Source organism: Actinomyces mediterranea (assembly GCF_900155595.1).
GTDB classification, from domain to species: domain Bacteria; phylum Actinomycetota; class Actinomycetes; order Actinomycetales; family Actinomycetaceae; genus Pauljensenia; species Pauljensenia mediterranea.
In genome coordinates, this window is sequence record NZ_FTPB01000003.1 from 372,142 (window position 1) to 396,192 (window position 24,051).

The window sequence follows — 24,051 nt, forward strand, 5'->3', positions numbered from 1 at the left end:
CCATTCAAAAGCAATCCTTGCACTTTTCTTGACCATCATGGGAGACGGAGGAACGTCTTTCAGGACAAGCACCTGCAGGACAAGCACCTGAGGAAACCGGATCGTGCTGGTCAATCCCTGACCGAGAGCACATACGGCGAGACCAAGCCGAATCCGCGCAGCTCAGCAGAGGGGAACTCCTCGAGGGCGTACCCCTCCCCTCCCTTGCCCGCGGCGATCGCCGCGGCGGTGGCGGGGTCGGTGAGGATCTGCCCCACGGGAGCGATGTCGACGAGGCGGGACGCGAGATTCACAGTCGGCCCGAAGACGTCTCCCGAGCGGGAGAACACATCGCCGCGGACGAATGAGGCCCTCACCGGGAGTATCCGATCATCGGCGTTGAGACGCTCGATGAGCGTGGTCGCCACCTGCAGTCCGGTCGCAAGGTCATCTGCGATGTACAGGACTGCGTCGCCGATGGTTTTAACAACTCGGCCGCCCGCTTCGCTGATCGCCTGGCGCGACTCTTCCTCGAATCTTTCGATAAGGTCGACGACACCGCCCCCAAGAATCGCTGAGGAGGATGTGTAGGACACCATGTCGACAAATCCAAGCGACCGGTTGAGTGGGAATCGCGCCTTCGCATTCTCATGTCCTCGCAGCGACACCTCGCGATCAAGGCGGGACAGGAGGGCCTCCATTTGGCGCCGCCAGGAGTGGAGGAACATGTTCTCGAAGGCGCTGACGCGCTCCCTCATATGGTCGAGGACGTACATGCGGGCGGTCGTATCATCTAATCCGAGCCTGCGCACGGCGTCTTCGACGAGCGCCTCGAACTGCCACAGGCTCAGCCTGTCCGCCAAATGAGAGTTCGCGCGCAGCAGGGACCTGCTGGTCGCAAGGTCAATGGCGCCCGACTCGACGAGCTCATTCCAGTTGCGGTACACATCGAGGTCGCGCTGGGTGAAGGCCAGGGCATCCGGTTCGGGGCGCTGGAAACCCATTGACGTCCAATAGTCGTTGACACACTCGAGAGTCGTGCCCGACTGGTCGGCGACCTGCCTGGCACTCAGCATCATCGGTCCGCCGAGGAGCCGGGGGGTGTAGCTGGGGACCGTTTCGAGCGCCGCCTCATTGGATGCGGCAGGTTCAGGGGAGGAAGCGTCGAGAGGATCAAAAGATACCAACGTCACCTCATCCTTTCCCTTGTCGGCTCTCATGCGGACGCGAAGCGGTCCCCATCGGGCAGGCTGCACCCATTGCCCGGTAAGGGACCGAAGACAAGTATAGTAGCGCACATCACGTTTGACAGATGCTTGATCACGATACTCGGCGTGCTCGGGCACAATTGACTCATGCGTTTCCTCCTCGCTTCGAAGTCCCCCGCCCGGCGCCTGACCCTCATCAATGCGGGTATCACTCCCCTCGTCCTCGTGTCGCACGTCGACGAGGGCGCCATCGTCGAGGCGCTTCATGCTGCCGGTAACCCGACGCCCGCCCAAGAGGTCGGAGCACTGGCCGCCGCCAAGTGCCGTGCCGTGGGAGGGCTGCTCACCAGCGCCGAAGGCGCCGAATCCATCCCCGACGATGACGAGTTGCTCGTCGTCGGCTGCGATTCAATGCTCGAACTCGAGGGGAGGATGCTCGGCAAGCCCCACACCCCCGCCCTCGCGAGAGAGAGGATCCGCCAGATGCGCTCCAAAGAGGGCGTGCTGTGGACTGGTCACTATGCGATGCGCCTGCGCCCGCTTCCCCGCCGTGAAGGCGGGCCCGCCTTCACGGCCGTCTCCGAAGCGGGGGCGAGCGCATCGACGACGGTGCGCTTCGGGGATATGAGCGACGCTGAGATCGACGCCTACGTCGATTCGGGAGAGCCTTTGAAGGTCGCAGGATCTTTCACCGTCGATGGCCTGGGCGGGCCGTTCATCACCAGCATCGACGGCGACTTCCATTCGGTCGTCGGATTGTCTCTGCCGCTGACGCGCCTACTCGCCGCTGAGCTCGGAGTGTTCTGGCCAGACTTGTGGGATCACCGCCGAGTGGCGGAATCGCGCTGACTCATCCGCCCCCGCCCTCTACAGTGAGATGCATGGATACGACGAAGGCTTGGGGCATCGGCCTCGCGACAGTGACGATGGACGGCGAAACCCTCGACGTGTGGTACCCGCGCCCCCACCTGGGCGTCATGCGTCCAAAAGACGATGCCGACCTATTGGAGACGCTGACGAGCATGCAGCGCCAGGATGATGCGCGGGGCGTGCGCACCGCGGTCGTCACCTGCAAATCGGATCTCACAGACCAGCCGAATTCGACGGCTGAGACCTATCTGCGCCTCCACCTGCTTTCCCACCGTCTCGTCCTACCGAATTCGATCAACCTAGACGGCATCTTCTCCCGTCTCCCCAATGTCGTATGGACTTCGCAGGGCCCATGCGCTGTCGAGGGTTTCGAAGAGACCCGCCTGCGCCTGCGCGCCGCCCTCGGTCGGCCCGTCAATGTCATCGGGGTCGACAAGTTCCCTCCCATGGTGAACTATGTCGTCCCCAAGGGCGTGCGCATCGCGGACGGAGCGAAAGTCCGGCTCGGCGCCTACCTGGCGGAGGGGACGACCGTCATGCACGCCGCATTCGTGAACTTCAATGCGGGGACCCTGGGACGCTCAATGGTCGAGGGCCGCATCTCGCAGGGCGTCATCATCGGCGACGGCTCCGATGTAGGCGGCGGCGCCTCAACCATGGGCTCCCTGTCTGGAGGGATGCTCCAGCGCGTCCGTTTGGGCGAGCGCTGCCTCTTGGGGGCGAACTCTGGTCTGGGGATCCCTCTGGGGGACGACTGCGTCGTCGAAGCGGGCCTGTTCCTCACGGCGGGCGCGAAGGTCGCCGTCCTCGAGTCGGGCGGCGTCGTTCCCGGGGCGCATGGCTTGTTCCGCGAACCGCGGACTGTTCCGGCGCGCGAACTCGCCGGAGCGTCGAATGTGCTGTTCCGCCGCAATTCCCAGTCGGGCCGAATCGAGGCCCTCGCCAGGGGTGGAAAGACCATGCGGCTGCCGTCGGATTCTGGAGCGTGACCGACGGCGCCACCCGGGATGCGGTCAATCCTCCCGGTGCATCATGGGGATGTAGTCGCGCTCGACCTCGCCGACGTAGACCTGCCGGGGCCTGCCGATACGGGTTGCGGGGTCGCGCGTCATCTCCACGTATTGCGCGATCCACCCCGGGAGGCGGCCCAGCGCGAATAGTGGCGTGAACATCTTCGTCGGAAAGCCCATCGCGGAGTAGATGAGCCCGGTGTAGAAGTCGACATTCGGGTAGAGCTTGCGCTCCTTGAAGTAGTCGTCCGAGAGGGCGATGTCTTCAAGTTCCATCGCAATGTCAAGCAGCTCGTCGCGCTTGCCGAGTCGGGACAGGACGTCGTGCGCGGTCTCCTTGACGAGGGCGGCGCGCGGATCGTAGTTCTTGTAGACGCGGTGACCGAATCCCATGAGACGCACGCCCTCGGTCTTCGCCTTCACCTTGTCGACGAACGACTGAACAGATTCGCCGGTGTCGCGGATCTGGTAGAGCATGCGCAGCACCGCCTCATTCGCCCCTCCGTGCAGGGGGCCCGCCAGGGCACCAACGCCGGATGCGACTGAGGCGTAGAGATTCGCCTGGGAGGATCCGACGAGGCGCACCGTCGACGTCGAGCAGTTCTGCTCGTGGTCGGCGTGAAGGATGAGGAGCATGTCGAGTGCCTTCACCAGCGCCGGGTCGATGTCGTAGACCTGGTAGGGCATCCCGAAGGTCATGCGGATGAAGTCCTCGGTGTAGGAGCGCTGCGAATCCGGATACAGCAGCGGCAGTCCCGCGGCCCGCTTGGCGATGTAGGAGATCATCGTCGGGACCTTGCCGAGCAATCGCACGAGGGCCGCGTCGAGTTGTTCGGGATTGCGGGGGTCAAGAGTCGACTCGTAGTAGGTGGCCAGTCCGGCGACACCCGCCTGGAGGATGGCCATGGGGTGGCCCTTGTGGGGGAAGGCGGTGAAAAATGCTTTGAAGTCTTCGTGGAGGAGGCGGTGATCCATCACCTCGTTGACGAAATGCGTGAGCTCCGACTGGGAGGGCAACTCCCCGTAGATGAGGAGGTAGGCGACTTCGAGGAAGGTGGAGTTCTTCGCGAGTTGTTCGATCGGGTACCCACGATAGCGCAGGATTCCGGCGTTGCCGTCAATGTAGGTGACCGCCGATTCGCATGATGCGGTGTTCGTGAAACCGGGGTCGAGAGTGACAACGCCGCCCTCGCCAAGCAGACGGTTGATGGCGATGCCGCCGGTGCCGACTGAGGCGGCGCGGCGCTTCAGGGCGAGTCGACGGTCGCCGACTGTCAAGAGAGCATCGGTGGTGGCTTGGGTGTCCGTCATGGCATCTCCTTCGGGTCGATGGCGCATTCACTCCTAGCGGGAGCCTAGCGATCATGGACGCGTGGTGCTGCGCGAGCCCACGATTCATTCATCGGCGAACGATGCCCCGGCAGCTTCGAGGCGCCGTGCTGCGGCCTCGATGCGCTCATCGGTTGCGGTGAGGGCGACTCGGACGCGGCCCTTGGCCGCCTCCCCGTAGAAGTCACCGGGCGCGACGAGGATCCCCTGGGCGGCGAAAGCGTCAACGAGCTTCCACGAGTCGGAGACTCCGGGGGCTGCGACCCACAGGTAGAGACCTGCGGCAGAGTCCGGGTCGTTGACGAGCCCGGCGGCTTCGATCGCTGTGAGCAGGCGTTTCCTGCGGGTCTCGTAGATGCGGCGCTGATGGTCGACGTGAGCGGGGTCGACGAGAGCGGCGGTCATGGCGTGTTGAACGGGGCCGGGCATCATGAGACCAGTGTGCTTGCGGATCTCGACGATGGCGTTGACGAGGGCCGGGTCCCCGTAGACGAGGGCGGCCCGGTATCCGGCCAGGTTCGACTGCTTGGACAGGGAGTACAAGACGAGTAGTCCCGTCGGGTCCGAGTTGCAGACCCTCTCGTCGAGGAGCGAGGGGACGCCGGAGTCGGTCCACGGCTCGTGCCAGGCGAGTTCGGCATAGCATTCGTCGGAGATGACGACGGCGTTGTGGGCGCGCGCCCATGCGACGACGGCGCGCAGTTCGTCGATGCTCATGACGTGCCCGTCGGGGTTCCCGGGGCTGTTGAGGAAGACGAGAGAGGCGTCGGGCCAGGTGTCCGGCCTCGTCGGGTCGACGGGAACGGGGATTGCGCCTGCGAGTCTGGCCCCGATGTCGTAGGTCGGGTAGGCGACGTTCGGGACGAGGACGGTGTCTCCGGTTCCCACCCCGAGCATGAGGGGGATCCACGCGACTGCTTCTTTCGACCCGATCGTGGGGATGATGCCCGTGGGGCCGACATCCACCATGGAGCGGCGTGCACCCCATGCGAGGATCGCGTCGCGGACCTCGGCAGTACCCAGGACAGTCGGGTAGCCGGGGGCGTCGGATGCTTCAGCGAGGGCGGAGCGGATGAAGGCGGGCGTGGGATCAACGGGGGTGCCGACCGACAGGTCGCAGATGCCCCCGGGATGCGTCTGGGCCGCGGCCTTCGCCGGGGCGAGAAGGTTCCAGGGGAATTCGGGCAGGGCGAGGGGCTTGGGCAGGCGGGGCATTGCGATGTGCTTTCGCTCAGTCGGCGTTCTGCGGGGGCAGGGCCGCGATCATCTCATCGTCGAAGTCCTGCGGCCCGGTCTTCTGGGCTCCGCCCGGGGAGCCGAGGGAGGAGAAGAAGTCGGCATTCGCTCGGAAGTAGTCGGACCATTCTTCAGGCAGGTCGTCCTCGTAGAAGATCGCCTCGGTGGGGCACACGGGTTCGCATGCTCCGCAGTCCACGCACTCTTCGGGGTGGATGTAAAGGCTGCGGACGCCCTCGTAAATGCAGTCGACGGGGCATTCGTCGACGCAGGCTCGATCCTTCACGTCCACGCACGGCTGCGCGATGACGTAGGTCATGGCTACTCCTCCAAGAGACGGGATGCGATTGAACTACCTCTATTATCGCTCTCATGAATTCATTCGCTCACCGTGCCGCTCCGAATGCGCCAGACGACGCGCGCGCTCTCTCCTCGCCCGGCGAGGAGACCCAGGCAGTGAGCGCGGGAATATCCCAAGCCCAGTGCCACGCAAATGCGGGAGGGGCCCCCCTCCCACCGCTTCCGTGGTTGGAGTGGACGCCGGGCGATCGGGTCGTCGTGAGGTATCGCCTCGATGATGGGCTGCACGATGCACTGGGGTATCTCGTCGAAACGGATGTGGACCATGTCGTAGTCGATACGCGCCGCGGAAGGGTGCGCATCGAGGCAATCACGATGGTAACCGGAAAGCGGGTCCCTCCCCCGCCCGCGTTGCTGTGATCGTCTGCCCACGCCCCTTCCATCAGCTTGAATACACATGCATTCACCCTCGGGCGTTCTGCCGGCGCTTCCTCCTCATCCCGGCTCCGTCGCAGGGCGTCAAGGAGTCCACTAGCCGTCGGCCGTTCACTGGAACCGCATATGGCCTCAGACGGCGGACCGCATAGAGGATGAGGCTCATGGCGTGTCCGCGGCAAAGCGCACGTCGGGCACGGCTCAGGGGTCAGGTGCCTGCGACCTCGTTCACCCAGACGATGAAGCTGGCCGTCCCATCGCCGCTGACCTCGGCCATCGTATGCCCCTGACCCACACGGTCGCGAAGTCGGCATCCGTGCCATCAGCGGCCGCAACAGCCAGCGCCCCCATCGATCCCACTAGGCCGATGCCGATCCATGCCGTACTCCCCCGTCGGACTCCATTCCCCACGCGATGCCATTTCGCGTCTCCTGCCCAGTCGGGCGGCGGTTGGAAACAGACTGTAGCGGGCTGGAACGGGCCGAGCGGCGAATGCGCCTGTGAATCTGCTGTGACTGTGAGTCCAGCGGAACAGGGAGGGCGCGCTCTCGCCATCGGGATCGGTGGGGACCTGTCAGAGTTGTCCGCGAGCACCCTGCAGCGGCTCAGGATTTATTCGCCCGGCGCTCGCGCGCCGCGATCTTGAAGCGCTCCTGCGCATCGAGGACGACCTTGCGGACGCGGACCGCTTCGGGCGTCACCTCCACGCACTCGTCATTCGCCGCGAACTCGAGTGACTCTTCGAGTGTGAGCTTGCGGGAGGGTGTGAGCGACTCGTACACATCCGCCGTCGCCGAGCGGGTATTCGTCTGCTTCTTCTCGCGGCAGATATTGACATCCATGTCCTCGCCGCGTGGGTTCTCGCCCACGACCTGCCCCTCGTAGACCTCCGAGGAGGGCTCGATGATGAAGGATCCCCGCTCTTGCAGGTTCGTCATCGCATAGGGGGTGGCCTGTCCGGCGCGGTCTGCGACGAGCGAGCCGGTGAGGCGCTGCTCGATGGTGCCCTGCCACGGCGCGTACCCATCAGCGATGGATGAGGCGATGCCTGTGCCGCGCGTTTCGGTGAGGAAACGAGTGCGGAAGCCGATGAGGCCGCGAGCGGGGACGACGAATTCGAGTCGGATCCACCCCGAGCCGTGATTCGCCATTGTCTCCATCCGGCCCTTGCGTGCGGCCATGAGCTGGGTGACGGAGCCGAGGTACTCCTCGGGGACGTCGATTGTCATGCGCTCCATCGGCTCGCTGCGCACGCCCTCGATATCCTTCGTGACGACCTGCGGCTTGCCGACCGTCAGTTCGAAGCCCTCACGGCGCATCTGCTCGACGAGGATCGCCAGTGCGAGTTCGCCGCGGCCCTGCACCTCCCATGCATCGGGCCGATCGGTCGGCAAGACGCGAAGGGACACGTTTCCGACGAGTTCGCGATCCAGGCGGTCCTTCACCTGCCTGGCTGTCATTTTCGCGCCCTTGACGCGCCCGGCCATGGGCGACGTGTTGATGCCGATCGTCATGGAGATCGCCGGATCGTCGACGGTAATGAGGGGGAGCGGTCGAGGATCGTCAAGGTCGACGAGGGACTCGCCGATGGTGATGTCCTCGATACCGGCGACCGCGACAATGTCGCCGGGGGCGGCGGACTCGGCTGCGACGCGTTCAAGACCCTCGGTGCGCAACAACTCGGTGACCCGGACTGGCTTGATCGTCCCGTCGTATCGGGCGAGCCCCACTGTCGCACCCTTGGTCAGCGTGCCGTTATGGATGCGCAGGAGTGCGAGGCGCCCGAGGAACGGGGAGGCGTCGAGGTTCGTCACATGAGCCTGCAGCGGGGCGTCCTCATTGTAGGAGGGGCCGGGGATCCTGGAGAGGATCGTCTCGAAGAGCGGTTCGAGGTTCTTTGTGGGCAGGTTGCCGTCCCCGGGGTTGTCCAGGGAGGACGCACCGGCCTTCGCGGAGGCGTAAATGACAGGGACATCGAGAAGGGAGTCGACGTCGGTGTCGACACCGTCATTCATGAGGTCTTCGCCCAGTGACAGAAGCAGGTCGATGGTCTCGGAAACGACCTCATCGATGCGTGAATCGGGGCGATCCACCTTGTTGACGACGACGATGACGGGCAGTTGTGCCTGTAGAGCCTTGCGCAGCACGAAACGGGTCTGGGGCAACGGCCCTTCGGAAGCATCGACGAGGAGGACGACTCCGTCGACCATGGACAGGCCGCGTTCGACCTCGCCTCCGAAGTCCGCGTGTCCGGGGGTGTCGATGACGTTGATGGTGACGCCCTCGGCGAGACCGAGAGCCTTCGCCGCCGGACCGCGGTAGTGGACTGCGGTGTTCTTCGCGAGAATCGTGATGCCCTTCTCACGTTCGAGGTCGCCCGAATCCATGACCCGCTCCCCCGTCTTCTCAACAGTGTCACGGTCGGAGAAAGCGCCGGACTGCCACAGCATCGCGTCGACCAGTGTCGTCTTGCCGTGGTCGACATGGGCGACGATCGCGACATTACGCAGGTCAGAGCGGATTGGCATAGGGGTACTCCTCAATTAGGCATCGGCCCGGATCATGACGTTGTACAACACCCGCGGGTCGCCGGACGCATGTGTGTCCGCTATTTCAGCGGTTTCCAGAATATCCGCTCCCCGGAAGCCCTCTGGGGTCCGGTCCTGCGAAGTTCGCCACGTTGACACCTGAAAGCGCCTGATCAAAATGATCGAATCCACACGAGGGGGCCATGCACTCGTACGATGCCCACAGGTCCACATTCGATTCGCCGCCTTCGCGCGGCACTCACCCCGGGGAGCACCATGCGCATCCGTCGCCTCATCGCCCAGACCTACTTGCGGTTCTCACGATGGACCTTCGTCTCAGAGCCGCTCGCCGACAAAACGATGGTGATTGGAGCGCCCCACACCTCGAATTGGGATGGTGTCTTCATGGCGCTGTCCTTTTGGAGCATTGAGCGCCCTTTTACCTTCCTTGTGAAGGATTCCGTCATCAACGTCCCCGTTTTCGGCTCCTTCATCAAATGGGTAGGGGGATTCGGCGTCGACAGGACGAAGTCCAATGGGATCGTCGGTCAGGTCGTCGACGCGGTGAAGGACTCGGATTCCTTCACCATTGTGCTGACTCCCAAGGGGACGAGGTCGCCCCGCGAGTACTGGAAGTCGGGCTTCTACCGGATCGCCCTGGGCGCCGATCTGCCCGTTCAACTCGGTTTCGTCGACGCGAAGACGCGCACCTTCGGGTGGGGTCCATCGATTCGCCTAACGGACGATATTGCGGCGGATATGGACAAGATCCGCCAGTTCTACGCCGATAAGGAGGGAGTCAATGCCGAAAAGGCGTCCGTCCCCCGTCTGCGCGCAGAGGACGAGGCTGACGACGAAACCCTATGACGGGTTCGGCCGCGTGCGCATTGCCCGCTTCAAACGCGATCGTTTGGACAGCGGCAGGGGCCTGTGAGCCAAAGTCCACAGCCAACTCGAATGGCTGGGACTCAGGCTCTTCGCTCTGCTTCGGGTCATGGGCATTCGGCTCGTCATTCGAATAGCAGAATCGTATTGATCGTGTCCGCCCGATTCGGCGGGCGGGATGCACCGTTGCCGCGCCCTCCCGGCGGAGAGTGCGACAACGACGCATAGAGATTCATGTCGGCCACCGTATTAGTCCCTGCTGAACATCCGCTGGGAGATTCCTCAAGGATCTGTGGCCGTCGGTCAGTGCTCGTCGCATCACCTGGGGCGCGGTCCTCCGATTCCCCCGGGTCCTCCCATGCGGCTGGCGATCTGATCGGCTGAGGTGATGTCCATTCCATTCGCCGTCACAGTAGCGCCGTCGAGTGTAACCTGGGCGTTCGCGTCGACCGCGTCGCCCTCGCCTGCCTGACCCGACCAGATGGTGATGGTCCCGCCGGTCAGAGCAATGGAGCCGTTCGAGTCGAGGCCGTCAGAGCCCGCAGTGATCGTCACTGTGCCACCGCTGATCGTGATGAGAGACCCGTCATCGTCTTCGGAGAAGGTGTTGTCGATGAACTCGGTGGCGTTGAGACCGTCATCGGATGCGACGATGTCGATGGTCCCGCCGGAGATGGTGAGCTGATGGGATTCGATGCCCTCATCAGACTGCGTGATCGCCACCGTGCCGCCGCTGATCTCCATCGCCTGTTCAGCGTCGATGCCATCGGATCCTGCGGCGATGGTGATGTCTCCGCCTCCGATGAGGACCCAACCGCGTTCAGCGTCCTCGATGTTGTCGGACTTGAGCCCGTCTCCTCCGGAGGTGGCGGTGATGGTCGCTCCGTCGACGACGATGTAGTCCTTGCCCCGGATCGCGTCGTCGACCGCGGAGACGGTCAGGCTGGCGGACGTGATGACGAGGCCGTCGGAGGTGTTGATCCCGTCATTCGTGTTGCCCGTGACGTTCAGCGCGCCGTCTCCGGCAATCGTGAGGTCGGACGCCGAGGAGATCGCGGCGACGGGCGTCGATTCCTCGTCGACCGTGTAGCCGCTTGCATCCGCGACTGAGTTCTCGGTGCCCGACTCGGTGTAGATCGTCACCTCATCAGCGCTGGTCACGGCGACGGCGGGGCCGGTGGATGAGGAGATGGAGACGCGGTCGAAGATGAGTGTGACGGTGTTGTCGTCAGGTGCGGACACAATGAGTCGCCCATCGGACAGCGAGCCCGAGATGCGGTAGACGCCGCCCTCGGTGATGGTCACCGTATTCGATGCGACCGTCACGCCCTCGGCATCACTGCTCGTTGCATTGTCTGCGAGGGTGATGACCCGCTCCTCGTTGCTCATCCACGTCAGGTCGTCCGTATCGAAGTGGGTGTCGTAGCCGGCGAGGGGGCTCGTCGATCCGACGCTTCGCCCCGTTCCGGATGCTGTGCTCGCGGTGGTGGCCGACTCGGGCGTTCGGGTGATCGGATCGGAGGATTCGGTGTTCGTGCTGCAGGCAGCGAGGACGATGGCGGTCAGTGCGGCGGCTGTTGTCAGCCGTGCGCCAATCGTGGTCTTTCCGGTGCGGATACTCATGGGTCTCCTTCAGTTGAGCGAGGCGTCTCCTCGTCGTCGGCATCTAATTCGACTCTGCCATCTTATGAATGCGCTGTGGAGGATCTGAAGGAGGGATATGGGAGGAGCGGATCGGGTCAGAGCCAGTGGACACGAAGCTCTTCGCTGGTCTTCGCCGACAGGTCGGCGAGGGTCACGTCGAAGACGGTGCGTGCGCCGACCTCTCCCCTGGCGGCCATCGTCGCAGCGGCGCGCCCCATGGCGACGACCACGGAGCCCGTGAATTCGGGATTGGAGTCGAGGTTAAGCTCGAAGTTGATCGTCTCCGCGATGCCCTCGGAGGTGGTGCCACGACGGATGACGGTACCGCCGTGGGGGATGCCCGAATGTTGCGAGGCCATGTCCTCTTCAGTGATGAAGGTGACGGTGGTGTCGTAGTCGGCGAAGTAATTCGGCATGGCCATGATTTCGCGCGTGATGCGTTCGCGATCCGCATCGGGCGCTGTCACAACATAACAGTCGCGCTTGTGCATGGAACGAGTCGTCAACTCGACGTCATCGCCGGTCTTCACTGCGGCAATGGTCTCTTCGACGGGAAGGGTGTACTGCTTCGCGTTGAGGACTCCGTCGATGCGGCGGAGGGCATCCGAGTGCCCCTGGGAGACGCCGGGACCCCAGAAGGTGGTGGTGGCGCCATCGGGCAGGACGGCATCGCCGAGAACCCGGAGCATGGAGAAGAGTCCCGGATCCCAGCCGGTGGAGATGAGGGCGAGGTGTCCGGCGGCGCGGGCTGCCTCGTCAACGGAGTCGAAGTAAGTGGGGATCTTCGCGTGCGTATCGAAGGAATCGACGGTGTTGAACAGGCGCGCCGCCTGGGGCCCCTGGGTGACCAGGTCGGTTGCCGATCCTCCGCAGTTGAGGCACACGTCCACCGAGTCGGCCCATTCGAGCATGTCGTCGATATGGGCGACGGGGGCTCCGAGCGTGGTTACTGTCTCCGGGTCCCGCCTAGTGAAGACGACGACCAGTTCCATATCGGCGTTCTTGATGATGGCCTTTTCAGCGCCTCGCCCGAGGTTGCCGTATCCATTGACCGCTACCCTGATCATGATCCACCTTTACCTGTCTTTTACATCTTGCGTCCGTCGGAATTGTGCACCGGTGGCGACTGCGTCTCTCGCGCATCTCATCTGGTGACACGCCGGCATCATGCCCGAGCGAGCGCCCCGAAGATGCCGTGGGAGACGATCTCATGAGCATCTGGCGATTCGGCGCGGACGATTCCCCCTCAATTCATCAAGCGCTCCCTCACCTCAGCGGGGAGACCAGCAAGGCATTCATCAACGGATGTCATGGCGTCAGCGTATTCGCCCGGTGTCGCTCCCAGCACGGTGTCGGAGATGCTCCACATACGGCATCAAAGTGCCGGAAATCGCTTGCGCGGGTGCGGAGGAAGGGGGTATGCTCCCCACATCACGGAAACTCAATAGGGAGTTTTTGGTTTCCACGAGGGGGTGGAGATGTCTCAAAAATCATCCGTTACCGCGCTCCGCGAGCGCTGTCTCAATGCCGCGATCGACCTGTGGACCGAACGGGGCATCCAATTCACCATGAGCGACTTGGCGACCCGCCTCTCCATGTCGAAGAAAACGCTCTACGTGCACTTCGATTCTAAGGAGGATCTGCTCGCCAGCGCCGTCGACTACTGGTTCACCCAGGTCAAGCAGGCGGAGCTCGACATCCTCGAGGACGACTCGCTCACCACCATCGAAAAAGTCCAGCGCATCATCATCGTGCAGCCGCCCGCACGACCCTCCATCGCCCGAGCCGACTTCCAATCCACCGCCGAGAAGTACCCGCGTGTGTACCGGAAAGTCCTCGACCATCTCGAATCCGGTTGGGAGCCGACTCTCGCCCTCCTCCAGCAGGCGATCGACGAGGGCGAACTGCGCACACTCGACCTCACCCTGGCCAGAAGCGTCATCGAAGGCGCTTTCGAGCACCTCCTCACCCGCCCCGAGGCCGCCCGCGACTGGAGCAGAACCCTGGAATCGATGATGGACCTGCTCATCTGGGGAATGGCCCCGAGGAATGAGCGATGACCCGAATCCCGTTCAACGACGGGTGGGCGTTCACACCGACATGGGACGACGCCCTCGTCACCGCTGACGGCACCGATGAACAGGAACTCACTGCAGTGCGACTGCCCCACACGGTCGCCCAGCTTCCTCTCAACTGCCTCGACGACTCCGACTACCAACTCGTATCCGGATACGTCCGCCGCCTCAATGCACCCGCCTCTTGGGAGGGCAAGACCATTCGCCTCACCCTCGACGGCGCCGCGCATCAGGCAGATGTCTATTGCAATGGCGTCCTCGCGGGGTCGCATTATTGCGGATGGACCGCAGTAACTGTCGACCTCAGCAAGCACCTGCACATCGGTGGCGACAATGTCATTGCGATCAGACTCGATTCGCGTGAAACCCTCGACCAGCCGCCCTTTGGAGGAGTCATCGACTACCTCACTTACGGAGGCCTCTATCGCGAGGCTCACCTCGACGTGACCTGCCCCTCCTATATCCGCGATGTGTTCGCGAAAGCGAATCATCTGGGCGGACTCGACACCGAAGTTCAGGTCGAAAGCGCGGCCCCCGGCCTCGTTGTGTGTGCCCGCGTCATGAGCGCAGACGGCGTCGAATGCGCGACGGCGACGGCTCCCGCCGACCACCCCCTCGTGCACCTGCACATGGATGTGCCCAACGCCCGCCCGTGGTCGCCCGACGACCCGGCCCTTCACGCACTCGTCGTCGACCTCGTTGACCCGGCACACGCGGATGAGCCGCTCGACGAATCCGCGACTCGCTTCGGATTCCGCAGCATCGACTGGCGATCCGACGGCCTCTACATCAATGAGCGCCTCACTCCCGTGCGCGGCCTCAACCGCCACCAGTCCTGGCCCCACCTGGGCTACGCCGCACCCGCGCGCGCCCAGCGCTTCGACGCCGACATCCTGCGCGACGAACTCGGCTGTACGATCGTGCGCACGAGCCACTACCCCCAGTCCCACCACTTCATCGACCGCTGCGATGAGATCGGCTTGCTCGTCATCACCGAGATCCCCGGGTGGCAGTACATCGGCGAAGGCGTGTGGAAGGACCGCGCCGTCGAAAACGCGCGGGATATGGTCGCCCAGTGGCGCAACCACCCCTCCATCATCGCGTGGGGCGTGCGCATCAATGAGAGTCCCGACGACGAGTTCTACGCCCGGACTAATGCCGTTGCCCGGGCGCTGGACGATACGAGGCCGACGACCGGGGTGCGCAACTTCGCGAAGTCGACTCTCCTCGAGGACGTCTATGCTTACAACGACTTCGTGCACTCCGGTGCGAACCGGGGAATCGACCCCAAAGCAAAGATCACGCCGGATACGTCCAAGGGTTACGTCATCTCGGAGCACACCGGGCACATGTACCCCACGAAGTCCTGCGACGACGAACCCCACCGCCTCTCCCAGGCGCTGCGCCATGCGCGAGTCCACGATGACGCCCAGGGCGCCGACGGCGTTGCCGGGGCGATCGGCTGGTGCTTCGCCGACTACCAGACGCACCGCGATTTCGGGTCGGGGGATCAGGTGTGTCACCACGGCGTCCTCGACATGTTCCGCAACCCCAAGCTCGCCGCCGCCGTCTACGCGAGCCAGGCGGAGCGCGACGTCCTCGTGCCCAGTTCGTCCATGGACATCGGCGAGCACCCCGGCGGGTTCATTGGAGATATCGCGGTGTTCACGAACGCCGATGAGGTCCGCCTCTACCGCGGCCCCGACCTCGTGGGGACCTACTCCCCCGACCGTGCGGTCTACCCGCACCTCGCCCACCCTCCCATTATCATTTCCGACACCGTCGGCGACCTGCTCGAACGCCATGAGGGGATGGATCGGCTCACCTCGCAATGGGTGAAGCAGATTCTGCGCGATGCCGCGAAGCACGGGGCGGCGGGGATGCCGCTCGCCACTCGCATCAAAGCGGGACTGCTCGCGGCAGCCAATCGCTTCGACTTCGACGACGCGACGCGCCTGTACAACACATGGGTCGCATCCTGGGGAGGGCAGGCGGTCGTCTGGCGCTTCGACGCGGTGCGGGGCGGTCGCGTCGTGGCTTCCATCGAACGCGCCCCGGGCAGGCGCTCCATCCTGCACGCTGATGTGGACTCGACCTGTCTCATTGACGCCGACACCTGGGATATGGCGAGCGTGCGCATCCGCCTCACCGACGAATACGGGGCGCCGCGCACCTACGCGCACAGGGTCATCCGCCTCGTCCTCGACGGGGACGCAGAACTCGTCGGACCGGATGTCATTTCCCTGAGCGGCGGCGCCACCGGCACCTATATCCGCACTCTGGGGCGCGCGGGCCACGCCCGGCTCACCATCTCGTGCGAGGGTGCAGACCCCGTCATCATTGACTTCACCATTGAGCGCGAGGAGGCGCCGACATGCTGAACCGGGCGACCCGAAGAATCGGATACGGTATGGGAGCCGTCGGCAAGGACATGGTCTACGCCTTCGTCTCGGGCTTCATCCTCTACTTCTACAACAATGTGCTGGGCGTGTCGGGAACATTCATCGGCATCATGATGATGGCCGCCCGCATTTTCGACGCAGTCAACGACCCGATCATGGGAGTCGTCGTTGAGAAGACCCGCACCCGCTGGGGACGATTCCGACCGTGGATCGTCACCGGCACCCTCACGAACGCCCTCGTCCTCTATGCGATGTTCGCCGTTCCCGAGGGTATGCAGGGCACGGGACTGCTCATCTGGCTCTCCATCTCCTATGTCGCGTGGGGCGTCACCTATACGCTCATGGATATCCCCTTCTGGGCGATGATCCCCGCCATCACCCGGCCGGGAAGAGACCGGGAGAATATGGCGGTCGTCGGTCGCACCGCCGCTGCAGTGGGTTTCGCGATCCCGACGATCGCAACGATGCTCGTCGTGGTGAGAGTCGTCTCCGGCGAGCGCGACGGATTCGTCCTGCTCGCCGCTGCGATCGCCGTGTTCTTCATCGTCGCGGAACTCATCATGGTGACCCTCGTCCGAGAGGACGACGGCGGCGCAGTCGCCCCCGAGCGAGCTCCGCGCATTTCGGAGATGTTCCGAGCACTGCTGGGCAACGATCAGGCGATGGTCGTCGTCATTGGGATCGTCGTCTTCAATGCTTCGCTGTACCTGACGACCCAGTTGGCCGTGTACTTCTTCAAGTACGACATGGGAAACTCCGACTTGTACTCCCTCTTCGGCGCGGTCGGCGGCGCCGGTCAGATCCTGTCCATGGCCTGTCTGCCCCTGCTGCGCACCACATGGACCTCCCGGCAGATCCTCACCGGCGCAATCTCGACGACGATCGGCGGATACGCGCTGCTGCTGGCCCTGTCCCTTGCAGGAGTCCACGCCGTCCCGGCGCTCGCTGTGTGTGCATTCATCATCTATATCGGCTTCGGCCTCGCGACTGTGTTGACGACCGTATTCCTCGCCGACACGGTGGATTATGGGCAGTGGCGTACGGGCAAGCGCAACGAAGCAGTCATCTTCTCCATGCAAACGTTCGTCGTCAAACTCGCCTCCGCATTATCGGTACTCATCGCAGGCATCGGCATCGACATCATCGGCTTGGATCCGGATGCCGCTTCTCAGAGCCGCGCGACCCTCATGGGGTTGCGCGTCCTCATGATGGTGGTGCCGGTCATCGGCTTCGTCTTCGCCCTCGTATTCCTGCGCCGCCGCTATATCCTCGATGAGGAGAAACTGGTTGAGGTCTCTGCGGCGCTCGTCGCGCAGACATCGTCCGCCCCCCGCACCCCGAATACCGGCACTGGCGTCTGAGGAGCCCATGATGAGTCGCGAGGTCGATGGAGTCTGGTGTGTGGAAACGCTCCGCTCGGGCTACTACCTCGCAGCCAGGGGCCGCTCGTTGAACACCTGCACTACGGGGCGCGAGTCTCACCGACGCTGGAGGCCATGCGCGCCCGCGTGGATGTCGCCATGAGCACCGATGTCGTCTACGACGAGGACACAGACCCCGCGCTGTCACTGCTCCACCTCGGCCTGGAGATCTCGCCCCTGGACAAGAGGGACTTCCGCGCGCCCGCGCTGATCATGAGGGGAGCCGATGGTAGTGGAATGCACGACCTGCGCCTCAATTCGATCGATGTCCTCGACGCCGCGCCCGACGCTGCGGGACTGCCCCGCGTTCACGGTGTCGGTCACACGCTGCGCGTGCAGACCGTTGCGGCCTCGGGCGTCGTGGTGGAGCGCTTCTACACTCCCCTGGACGCCTGCGATGTCATCGTCACGAGGACGCGCGTCACCAATGGGGGCGACGGGCCGCTAATGCTGGAGCGCATCATGTCCCGGCAGCTCGACCTGCCCGCAAGGGACTGGGACGTCGTGTCCTTCACGGGAGCATGGGCGCGGGAGATGACTCCGACCCGTCGGCGCGGGGGCGGTGGCCCTCGGGTCGCGCAGCGGCGTCTCCTCCCACTATTGCAATCCCTTCGTCTTGGTCTGCAACTCCGATACGTGCAAGACGCACAGTTCCGTCTACGGCTTCAACCTACTCTGGTCGGGCTCTCATACGACCGTCGTGGAGGCGGGCCCCTACTCCTCGACCCGCATCGTCAGCGGCATCCAGCCGGAGGGTTTCTCCTGGACGCTTGCACCCGGTGAGTCCTTCGACACTCCCGAGGCCGTGCTCACCTGGTCCGACACCGGTTTCGATGGCCTGTCAGCGCAGATGCACGCCCTCGTCCGTTCGCATGTGGTGCCGCAGCGGTGGGCGCGGGCGCCGCGTCCCATCCTCGTCAATAACTGGGAGGCGACGTACTTCGACTTCACCGAAAAGAAGCTCGGTGCCCTGGCGGGTGCCGCAGCGGACGTCGGCGCGGAACTCTTCGTACTCGACGACGGCTGGTTCGGGCGACGCACCAACGATTCACGTGGACTCGGGGACTTCGACGTGAATCAGCAGCGCCTCCCCCACGGGTTGGACGGCCTCGCCCGGCGCTTGTCCGCCCGCGGGTTGTCTTTTGTCCTGTGGGTCGAACCGGAGATGGTGAGCGAGGACTCCGCGCTCTTCGAAGCGCATCCCGATTGGATCCTCGCCTCCCCGGGCGTTCCGCCCTCGAAAGGCAGGCATCAGTGGGTGCTCGATCTGTCCCGCACTGACGTTCAGGACCACCTCATCGGCGCATTGACCGAGCTGGTAGGCTCCGCGCCGATCGCGTATGTCAAGTGGGATACGAACCGCCACCACACGGACCGGTGGAGCGCGAGCCTCGTCGAACAGGGGCGGCTCGACACTGCGTGGACCCTGGGACTGTACCGGGTGATCGACGCCGTTGTCCGCGCTCATCCGGATGTGCTCTTCGAGTCGTGCGCCTCAGGGGGCAACCGGGTGGACCTGGGGATGCTCGCCCACACGCCGCAGGTGTGGTTGAGTGACGACACGGATGCGTGGGAACGGGCGCGGATTCAGACAGGGGCGAGCTTCGGATACCCACAGAGCGTGCGGGGCTCGCATGCATCCGCCGTACCGAACCATCAGACTCTGCACGTGAGCCCGCTGAAGGCTCGATTCGATGTTGTCGCTTTCGGGCTACTCGGCTACGAACTGGATCTGTCAGCACTGTCCCCCGCTGAGCGCAGGGCCGTCGCCGCACAGATCGCGTTCTACCGCGAGCATCGCGAACTGTTGCAATACGGCAGGTGGCGCCACATGCGCGCCCCCTTCGACGGCGAGGAATGCGCGGGGATGATCGTCTCGCAGGACCAGTCCGCCGCAGCGGTAATGGAAATGGTGGGGCGCGTGACACCGAACTCGCATGAGGAGCCCTTGGTGCTGCGGGGCCTCAACCCAGGGTGGCGCTACCGGGTGTCGACCCGCGTCGAGTCCCTAGATCCGCGGATCTTCGGGTCGTTGATGAACGAGGCCCTGCCCGTGAAAGTGAATCCCGATGGGGCGCTGATCCGCACGGTGACCAGGCACAGGCTCTTAGCAACTGAGGCTTTCTCGGTGGAGGTCGCGGGGGATCTCTTGATGAGCGCGGGCTGCGACTCCCGCAGCGCTTCACCGGTACCGGCTGGGCGGAGGGTATGCGCGCTATGCCGGACTATTCGGCCAGGATTCATCTGCTTGAGCGCGTGTAAGCGGAGTGCGGCTCAATGGTGGGTAGAGCAAGGTTCGTGGCGTCCTACTCGTCGGCGCCCGTTGCTGTCACTGTGTCTGTGCCCGCTGTTTCGCACACAGTTTCTTGGTGCTGGTGTCCCGCTGATCCCACTTCTCCTATGGTGACCTGCATAAACGCGTGCGAGTGGTTGGTGTGTAACCGTGTACGATGGTGGAAACTGTGTGCGTTTATGCGGGCGTGGGGGTTATCCACAAGGGGGGTGGAGGGGGTAGCCATAGGCGGNACAACGACACGCTCACGGGCCTGGGGATCAAGGCGTCGACGGGGACCGTGGGGGATTCCTACGACAATGCGCTCGCCGAGACCGTCAACGGCTTGTACAAGACCGAGCTCATCTACACCGGGCAGTGGGAGTCCCTGGCCGAGGTGGAATTTGCGACCTTGTCGTGGGTGCACTGGTGGAACACCGCTCGCCTCCATCAGGCACTGGGCTACCAGACGCCCGAAGAGGTCATCCACACCTACAATCAACGCCGGACACCAACACCGGTGACCACCCACTAAAAGAAGCGGAACAAAACCTGGGGCGCTTCAAAGGTTCCTGTCCACGTGCATGAGCCGGAGCTTCAGTCCAATGCGTATACGTATTCGGCTTTTGGTGCAGAACAAGCCGCGAAGCATTACCTGGCGCTCATGGACTACGCGTGGGAGACCGGCGACACCACCTCTTTGAGAGAGTTTGTCAATACTGATGCGTGCATGCCGTGTGTTGAGTTCATTGAACGCATTGAAGACCTGTATGCATCTGGTGGGTGGTCGCATGGCGGCAAATACCGGGTCGTTAAGACACACGAAACGCTCGACGTGTCAGAGGTCACAGGTGTTCCCGACTCATTCGCTGTTCGGTTCACGGTCCAGACTGACGCGTATCAGACGTACCGAGATGGAGAGCTCAGCGACCACCCTGAAGTATCGTTCCTTCTTGATCTGTTGATGCAGTGGGATGGGCACAACTGGCACGTCTACGAACAGGAAGCATCCGATGTCCCTCAAGAGTAAAGCACTAACCGCCGCTCTCGCTGCTGCCACTGTCATTATGACAAGCCACGGAGCATACGCGAGTTCCGATACTGACTATGATTTTCGAACGAATACGAGCGGGTCAAACATCAACATGGATGCGTCTCGTACGACTGTGCAGGATTCTGGGGCGTCTGTTGATTCGTCTGTGGTTGAGTCGGGTGAGGTGCGTGTGGGGGTGGCTCCTGCGGTGGAGCGGAGGTTGTCGTGTTGGCAGAAGCGGGATGCGGGGAATTTGGATCTGGAGGATCCTACGTGCAAGAACGTGACGTGGACTGCGGGGGCGAATGGGGTTCCTGACGATAACCACGATCAGAGGATTCGCTTGCCTGTGCCCACCACTGATGAGGAGCCTGTTGACAGTGTTCCTGACGCTCGCGTGCTGTTGGAGTATGCGGTCGCCCGCGTGCAGGCTAGTGGCGCTGGCTTGGTGAAGCAGCCCACGTGGGACACGCTCATCGATGTGCCCACCCTGGTGTATGTCACTGCCCCGACGCAGACGCTGACCACCACCTTGTTCGGCGCACAGGTGACCCTCACCTTGGAGGCGACACGGTTCTCCTATGACTTCGGGGACGGGACTGCGCCGGTGGTGACCACAGACCCGGGTGCCCCGTATCCGGCCACGCGCGTGTATCACGTGTATCAGCGTAAGCAGCCGGATGTGGTGATCACGCTGACAACGACATGGCGGGGTAGTGTGACCAGTCCTTTTGACGGATCGACAGCCTCTTTGAATGGTGTGGTGACGACGGTAGAGTCCACACAGCCATTTAAGGTGTGTAAGGCGCATATTTACACGGTTCCTCTCCCAGAAGAACGCACCCGCGAAGAACAAGCCCACCTCGATGAGTTCGAGCGCCGCTCCACACAAGAATGCCACCTCTGGAACACCACCCCCACCCACTAAACACACACAACACAACAACAACCACACAACACAGACAACGGCTGCACCTGCATAAACGCACACAGTTTCTCCGTGCCTATCCCCCAACGCTTTCATCCCACCCGCGTGATCTGCGCAAACGTTTCTCACGGTTGGCGTGTAACGACGCGCGACGGTGAAAACTGTGTGCGTATTTGCGGCTGTCGAGTATGTCGCTGTCGAGTATGTTCCTGACTCGCACGGGAGGGAGTACCCGGTTAAGCGGCGGACAGGACGAGGTCGCTGACGCGTCGGTATTAGCCCCGTGCAGCTTTGAGGCGATTGAGCCGCTCCGTCATCACCAGACCGAGGATGGCGAGGACGAACAGGTAGTACGGCAACAGCCCCAGGCCCGTCCAACCGGCCAGTACGCCGAACAGCGGCGGCATCACGGTCGTGCCCGTATAAGCGGCGGCCATTTGGATGCCCACGATCGCCTGAGAGTTCTCGCGCCCGAAGTTCATCGGCGTGGAGTGGATGATCGCCGGGTACACCGGCGCAGCTCCGACGCCTGCGATGACGAAGCCCGCGAATGACACCACCGCAATCGGCACCGCCACGAAGACGGCACCGACCGCGGCGAGCACGAGGCCTCCTCGGATGAGCATGCGATCGCCGACCCTGTCGGCGGAGAAGCCGGAGAGGAAGCGCCCAGCGGTGAGTCCCAGAACGAAGAGCGCTCCGAAAGAGGCAGCGGACGACGGGTCGAATCCCCGGTCCGTGACGAAGAAGGTGGCGCCCCACAGCATCGCCGTCTGTTCGACGGCGCAGTACGCGAAGAATGCCAGAAGGATGAAAGGGACTCCGGGGATGCGGACTGCGGTTGTCAGCGGCACGTGCCCCCCGGGTGCAACCTCGTCGCAGGCGGCGCCGTCCGAGTCTCGCGACGACATCGCTGATACCTTGCGCCACATCGGCAGACTCGCGACGAGTGCTGCAGCTAGGACGATCTGCAGGATACCGATGGTCCGGTAGGCTGCGGGCCAGTCCCCTCCCAGGGTGAGCGCATAGCTCATGACGAAAGGGCTGATCGATACGCCCACTCCCCAGAAAGAGTGCAGCCAATTCATGTGGCGGGCGCTGTAATGCAGAGCCACGTAATTGTTCAGTGCAGCGTCGACGGCGCCCGCGCCCAGCCCGTAGGGCAGCGTCCATACGAGCAGCATCCAGAACTGGGTCGACACGGAGAATCCGAGGAGAGCCACCGCAGTCATCGCGACGGATACCGCTGTGACGAGGCCGGCACCGAAGCGGCGCGTGAGCCGTTCTGAGAGCAGGGAGGACACAATGGTGCCGATCGCGATGACGACAGTGACAATGCCCGCGAACGAGGTCGGCACCCCGAGGTCGACGTGCATGACCGGCCATCCGGAACCGACGAGGGAATCGGGCAGGCCGAGGCTGATGAAAGCCAGATAGATCACCGCGAGCAGCAGCATGTACATGGAAGACCTCTTCTGCAACGCAACTGGGAAAACGACACGAATCGTTCGGATACGAGGACCCTAACAGGCGGCTGGAATCGTAATCACGCCCGTCCGCCGTGGCTCTACAGCGGATGAGAGCGAAGCACAACGAGCCGGGCGTGCAAATGGGAGTGGCATATACGCATGTGGAGGAGCATGATGAGGTCATCGTCCTGATGAAGTGCGAGTTCATACTGACTAGCGTGAAGCATGTGGAGGTGCGACATGCGTCCGTGGAATGGAGGAATCAACCTGTGGGAGCCGCCTCAGAAGTGGTTCCGCCGCCACAAGCAATCGAAGGTCTACGCGGTCCGCGTTGTCTCCCAGCGCCACGTCATACGCCCGTAAGGGTGCGATGGAAGGCAGGGAGTGCGCGATCTCAAACATCGGCGAGGACGCACCCGATTGCATTCGTCATAGTGCGCATATCGGCGGCACAGGGGTCGCGCATCCGAAGCGAGGCTCGTCCTCGTTGTCGATCGAGGGCGACGGCTGGAACAGGCGAAGAGCTGTCAGCTTTCCCGAAGGATTCTCCATCGAGCGCCCTTTGGCGATCTCGTCGACGAGCTTGTCTAATTGGCGCACGAGTTTCATATCCGGTTCGTCGATATCTTGAATGCGTACGCCGCAGATGGAGCCGGTGATGAGGTTCCGATTCAGATTGAGGGCGGGCGCCGCGTCGAGGAACTCGCCGAGCGCGCGACCAGCCGTGTCATCAACGGCAGGACAACTGGTCGTTGCAACACTGGTTTGCTTGGTTGATTGTAGATACTCGTTGAAGGCTTCGGCTGGGGTTTTCCAGCCGAGGGTCTTGCGGGGCCTGGTGTTGAGGGCGTGAGCGACGGCGTCGATGTCTTGTGCCGCCCAGCAGGACAGGGTCTGTGCCTTTGGGGAAGTATTAGCGCAGTGTCAAGCCCTGGGTTTGATACTGTTGCTTAGACGCTATGACACCGCCGGTGCGCTGCGGCACTTTTATTTCTTATACGTAAGCCCCGTGCGGAACTCCACTGGG

19 protein-coding genes and 4 pseudogenes are annotated in these 24,051 nt (G+C 63.4%); 13 read left to right on the forward strand and 10 right to left on the reverse strand.

Going from position 1 to position 24,051, the window contains the following annotated elements; translation table 11 throughout:
• Nucleotides 1–110: 110 nt before the first annotated feature.
• On the reverse strand, nucleotides 111–1,058 hold the full coding sequence (locus tag BQ7471_RS02775; protein WP_456236390.1) for an adenylate/guanylate cyclase domain-containing protein: 948 nt from the start codon (nucleotides 1,056–1,058) through the stop codon (nucleotides 111–113).
• A 276-nt stretch (nucleotides 1,059–1,334) separates the two neighbouring features.
• Here BQ7471_RS02775 and BQ7471_RS02780 point away from each other — a divergent pair, with 276 nt between their 5' ends.
• Together BQ7471_RS02780 and dapD are read left to right on the forward strand one after the other, a co-directional pair.
• A complete protein-coding gene (locus BQ7471_RS02780; protein WP_076464031.1) occupies nucleotides 1,335–2,036 on the forward strand; it encodes a Maf family protein in 702 nt (233 codons plus the stop codon).
• Nucleotides 2,037–2,068: 32 nt separating this feature from the next.
• The gene (gene dapD, locus BQ7471_RS02785) at nucleotides 2,069–3,046 is read left to right on the forward strand and encodes a 2,3,4,5-tetrahydropyridine-2,6-dicarboxylate N-succinyltransferase (RefSeq protein ID WP_076464033.1); all 978 of its coding nucleotides are present in this window, start codon (nucleotides 2,069–2,071) and stop codon (nucleotides 3,044–3,046) included.
• Between the two features lie 24 nt (nucleotides 3,047–3,070).
• Here the strand turns inward: dapD and BQ7471_RS02790 are convergent, their stop codons facing one another.
• The 3 genes from BQ7471_RS02790 to fdxA all read right to left on the reverse strand — a co-directional run bounded on the left by BQ7471_RS02790 (nucleotide 3,071) and on the right by fdxA (nucleotide 5,951).
• On the reverse strand, nucleotides 3,071–4,378 hold the full coding sequence (locus BQ7471_RS02790) for a citrate synthase (protein WP_076464034.1): 1,308 nt from the start codon (nucleotides 4,376–4,378) through the stop codon (nucleotides 3,071–3,073).
• An 84-nt stretch (nucleotides 4,379–4,462) separates the two neighbouring features.
• A complete protein-coding gene (gene dapC / locus BQ7471_RS02795; protein WP_076464036.1) occupies nucleotides 4,463–5,611 on the reverse strand; it encodes a succinyldiaminopimelate transaminase in 1,149 nt (382 codons plus the stop codon).
• 16 nt (nucleotides 5,612–5,627) lie between these two features.
• Nucleotides 5,628–5,951: a ferredoxin gene (gene fdxA / locus BQ7471_RS02800; RefSeq protein ID WP_076464037.1), complete on the reverse strand. Its 324-nt coding sequence runs from the start codon at nucleotides 5,949–5,951 to the stop codon at nucleotides 5,628–5,630.
• 53 nt (nucleotides 5,952–6,004) lie between these two features.
• Between fdxA and BQ7471_RS11605 the strand changes: the two genes are divergently transcribed.
• Complete coding sequence (locus BQ7471_RS11605) at nucleotides 6,005–6,352, forward strand: hypothetical protein (RefSeq protein ID WP_076464039.1); 348 nt, start codon at nucleotides 6,005–6,007, stop codon at nucleotides 6,350–6,352.
• Nucleotides 6,353–6,972: 620 nt separating this feature from the next.
• Here the strand turns inward: BQ7471_RS11605 and typA are convergent.
• Complete coding sequence (gene typA / locus BQ7471_RS02810; protein ID WP_076464040.1) at nucleotides 6,973–8,895, reverse strand: translational GTPase TypA; 1,923 nt, start codon at nucleotides 8,893–8,895, stop codon at nucleotides 6,973–6,975.
• 276 nt (nucleotides 8,896–9,171) lie between these two features.
• Here typA and BQ7471_RS02815 point away from each other — a divergent pair, with 276 nt between their 5' ends.
• Nucleotides 9,172–9,762 carry a 1-acyl-sn-glycerol-3-phosphate acyltransferase gene (locus BQ7471_RS02815; protein ID WP_076464042.1) on the forward strand — a complete coding sequence of 197 codons (591 nt, stop codon included), beginning with the start codon at nucleotides 9,172–9,174 and terminating at the stop codon, nucleotides 9,760–9,762.
• 336 nt (nucleotides 9,763–10,098) lie between these two features.
• Here BQ7471_RS02815 and BQ7471_RS02820 read toward each other — a convergent pair whose 3' ends face one another.
• On the reverse strand, nucleotides 10,099–11,403 hold the full coding sequence (locus tag BQ7471_RS02820; RefSeq protein ID WP_076464044.1) for a carbohydrate-binding domain-containing protein: 1,305 nt from the start codon (nucleotides 11,401–11,403) through the stop codon (nucleotides 10,099–10,101).
• A gap of 116 nt (nucleotides 11,404–11,519) precedes the next feature.
• Complete coding sequence (locus BQ7471_RS02825; RefSeq protein ID WP_076464045.1) at nucleotides 11,520–12,491, reverse strand: diaminopimelate dehydrogenase; 972 nt, start codon at nucleotides 12,489–12,491, stop codon at nucleotides 11,520–11,522.
• Nucleotides 12,492–12,902: 411 nt separating this feature from the next.
• On the opposite strand from BQ7471_RS02825, the gene BQ7471_RS02830 reads away from it, so the two are divergent.
• The 8 genes and pseudogenes from BQ7471_RS02830 (at nucleotide 12,903) to BQ7471_RS02865 (ending at nucleotide 21,555) form a co-directional block, all read left to right on the forward strand.
• Nucleotides 12,903–13,484, forward strand: coding sequence for a TetR/AcrR family transcriptional regulator (locus BQ7471_RS02830; RefSeq protein ID WP_129583322.1), 582 nt, complete (start codon nucleotides 12,903–12,905; stop codon nucleotides 13,482–13,484).
• The gene (locus BQ7471_RS02835) at nucleotides 13,481–15,880 is read left to right on the forward strand and encodes a glycoside hydrolase family 2 protein (protein ID WP_076464048.1); all 2,400 of its coding nucleotides are present in this window, start codon (nucleotides 13,481–13,483) and stop codon (nucleotides 15,878–15,880) included. Before BQ7471_RS02830 ends, BQ7471_RS02835 begins: the two co-directional genes overlap by 4 nt.
• Complete coding sequence (locus tag BQ7471_RS02840) at nucleotides 15,874–17,262, forward strand: glycoside-pentoside-hexuronide (GPH):cation symporter (RefSeq protein WP_076464050.1); 1,389 nt, start codon at nucleotides 15,874–15,876, stop codon at nucleotides 17,260–17,262. Before BQ7471_RS02835 ends, BQ7471_RS02840 begins: the two co-directional genes overlap by 7 nt.
• A gap of 135 nt (nucleotides 17,263–17,397) precedes the next feature.
• Nucleotides 17,398–19,129 (forward strand): annotated as a pseudogene (locus tag BQ7471_RS11610) (alpha-galactosidase); the annotation flags it as partial.
• Between the two features lie 60 nt (nucleotides 19,130–19,189).
• Complete coding sequence (locus tag BQ7471_RS11615) at nucleotides 19,190–19,729, forward strand: GH36 C-terminal domain-containing protein (RefSeq protein WP_268874460.1); 540 nt, start codon at nucleotides 19,190–19,192, stop codon at nucleotides 19,727–19,729.
• Between the two features lie 151 nt (nucleotides 19,730–19,880).
• Nucleotides 19,881–20,129, forward strand: a pseudogene (locus BQ7471_RS02855) (integrase core domain-containing protein); the annotation flags it as partial.
• A gap of 45 nt (nucleotides 20,130–20,174) precedes the next feature.
• A complete protein-coding gene (locus BQ7471_RS02860; protein ID WP_076464054.1) occupies nucleotides 20,175–20,624 on the forward strand; it encodes a DUF6318 family protein in 450 nt (149 codons plus the stop codon).
• 352 nt (nucleotides 20,625–20,976) lie between these two features.
• On the forward strand, nucleotides 20,977–21,555 hold the full coding sequence (locus tag BQ7471_RS02865) for a hypothetical protein (RefSeq protein ID WP_129583323.1): 579 nt from the start codon (nucleotides 20,977–20,979) through the stop codon (nucleotides 21,553–21,555).
• Between the two features lie 275 nt (nucleotides 21,556–21,830).
• Here BQ7471_RS02865 and BQ7471_RS02870 read toward each other — a convergent pair whose 3' ends face one another.
• Nucleotides 21,831–23,018, reverse strand: coding sequence for an MFS transporter (locus BQ7471_RS02870; protein ID WP_076464057.1), 1,188 nt, complete (start codon nucleotides 23,016–23,018; stop codon nucleotides 21,831–21,833).
• Nucleotides 23,019–23,264: 246 nt separating this feature from the next.
• On the opposite strand from BQ7471_RS02870, the gene BQ7471_RS11780 reads away from it, so the two are divergent.
• Nucleotides 23,265–23,387, forward strand: coding sequence for a hypothetical protein (locus BQ7471_RS11780; protein ID WP_268874456.1), 123 nt, complete (start codon nucleotides 23,265–23,267; stop codon nucleotides 23,385–23,387).
• A gap of 66 nt (nucleotides 23,388–23,453) precedes the next feature.
• Here the strand turns inward: BQ7471_RS11780 and BQ7471_RS10740 are convergent.
• Both BQ7471_RS10740 and BQ7471_RS02880 read right to left on the reverse strand, forming a co-directional pair.
• A pseudogene (locus BQ7471_RS10740) lies at nucleotides 23,454–23,729 on the reverse strand (DUF2200 family protein); the annotation flags it as partial.
• A gap of 42 nt (nucleotides 23,730–23,771) precedes the next feature.
• A pseudogene (locus tag BQ7471_RS02880) lies at nucleotides 23,772–23,937 on the reverse strand (IS30 family transposase); the annotation flags it as partial.
• Nucleotides 23,938–24,051: the final 114 nt, after the last annotated feature.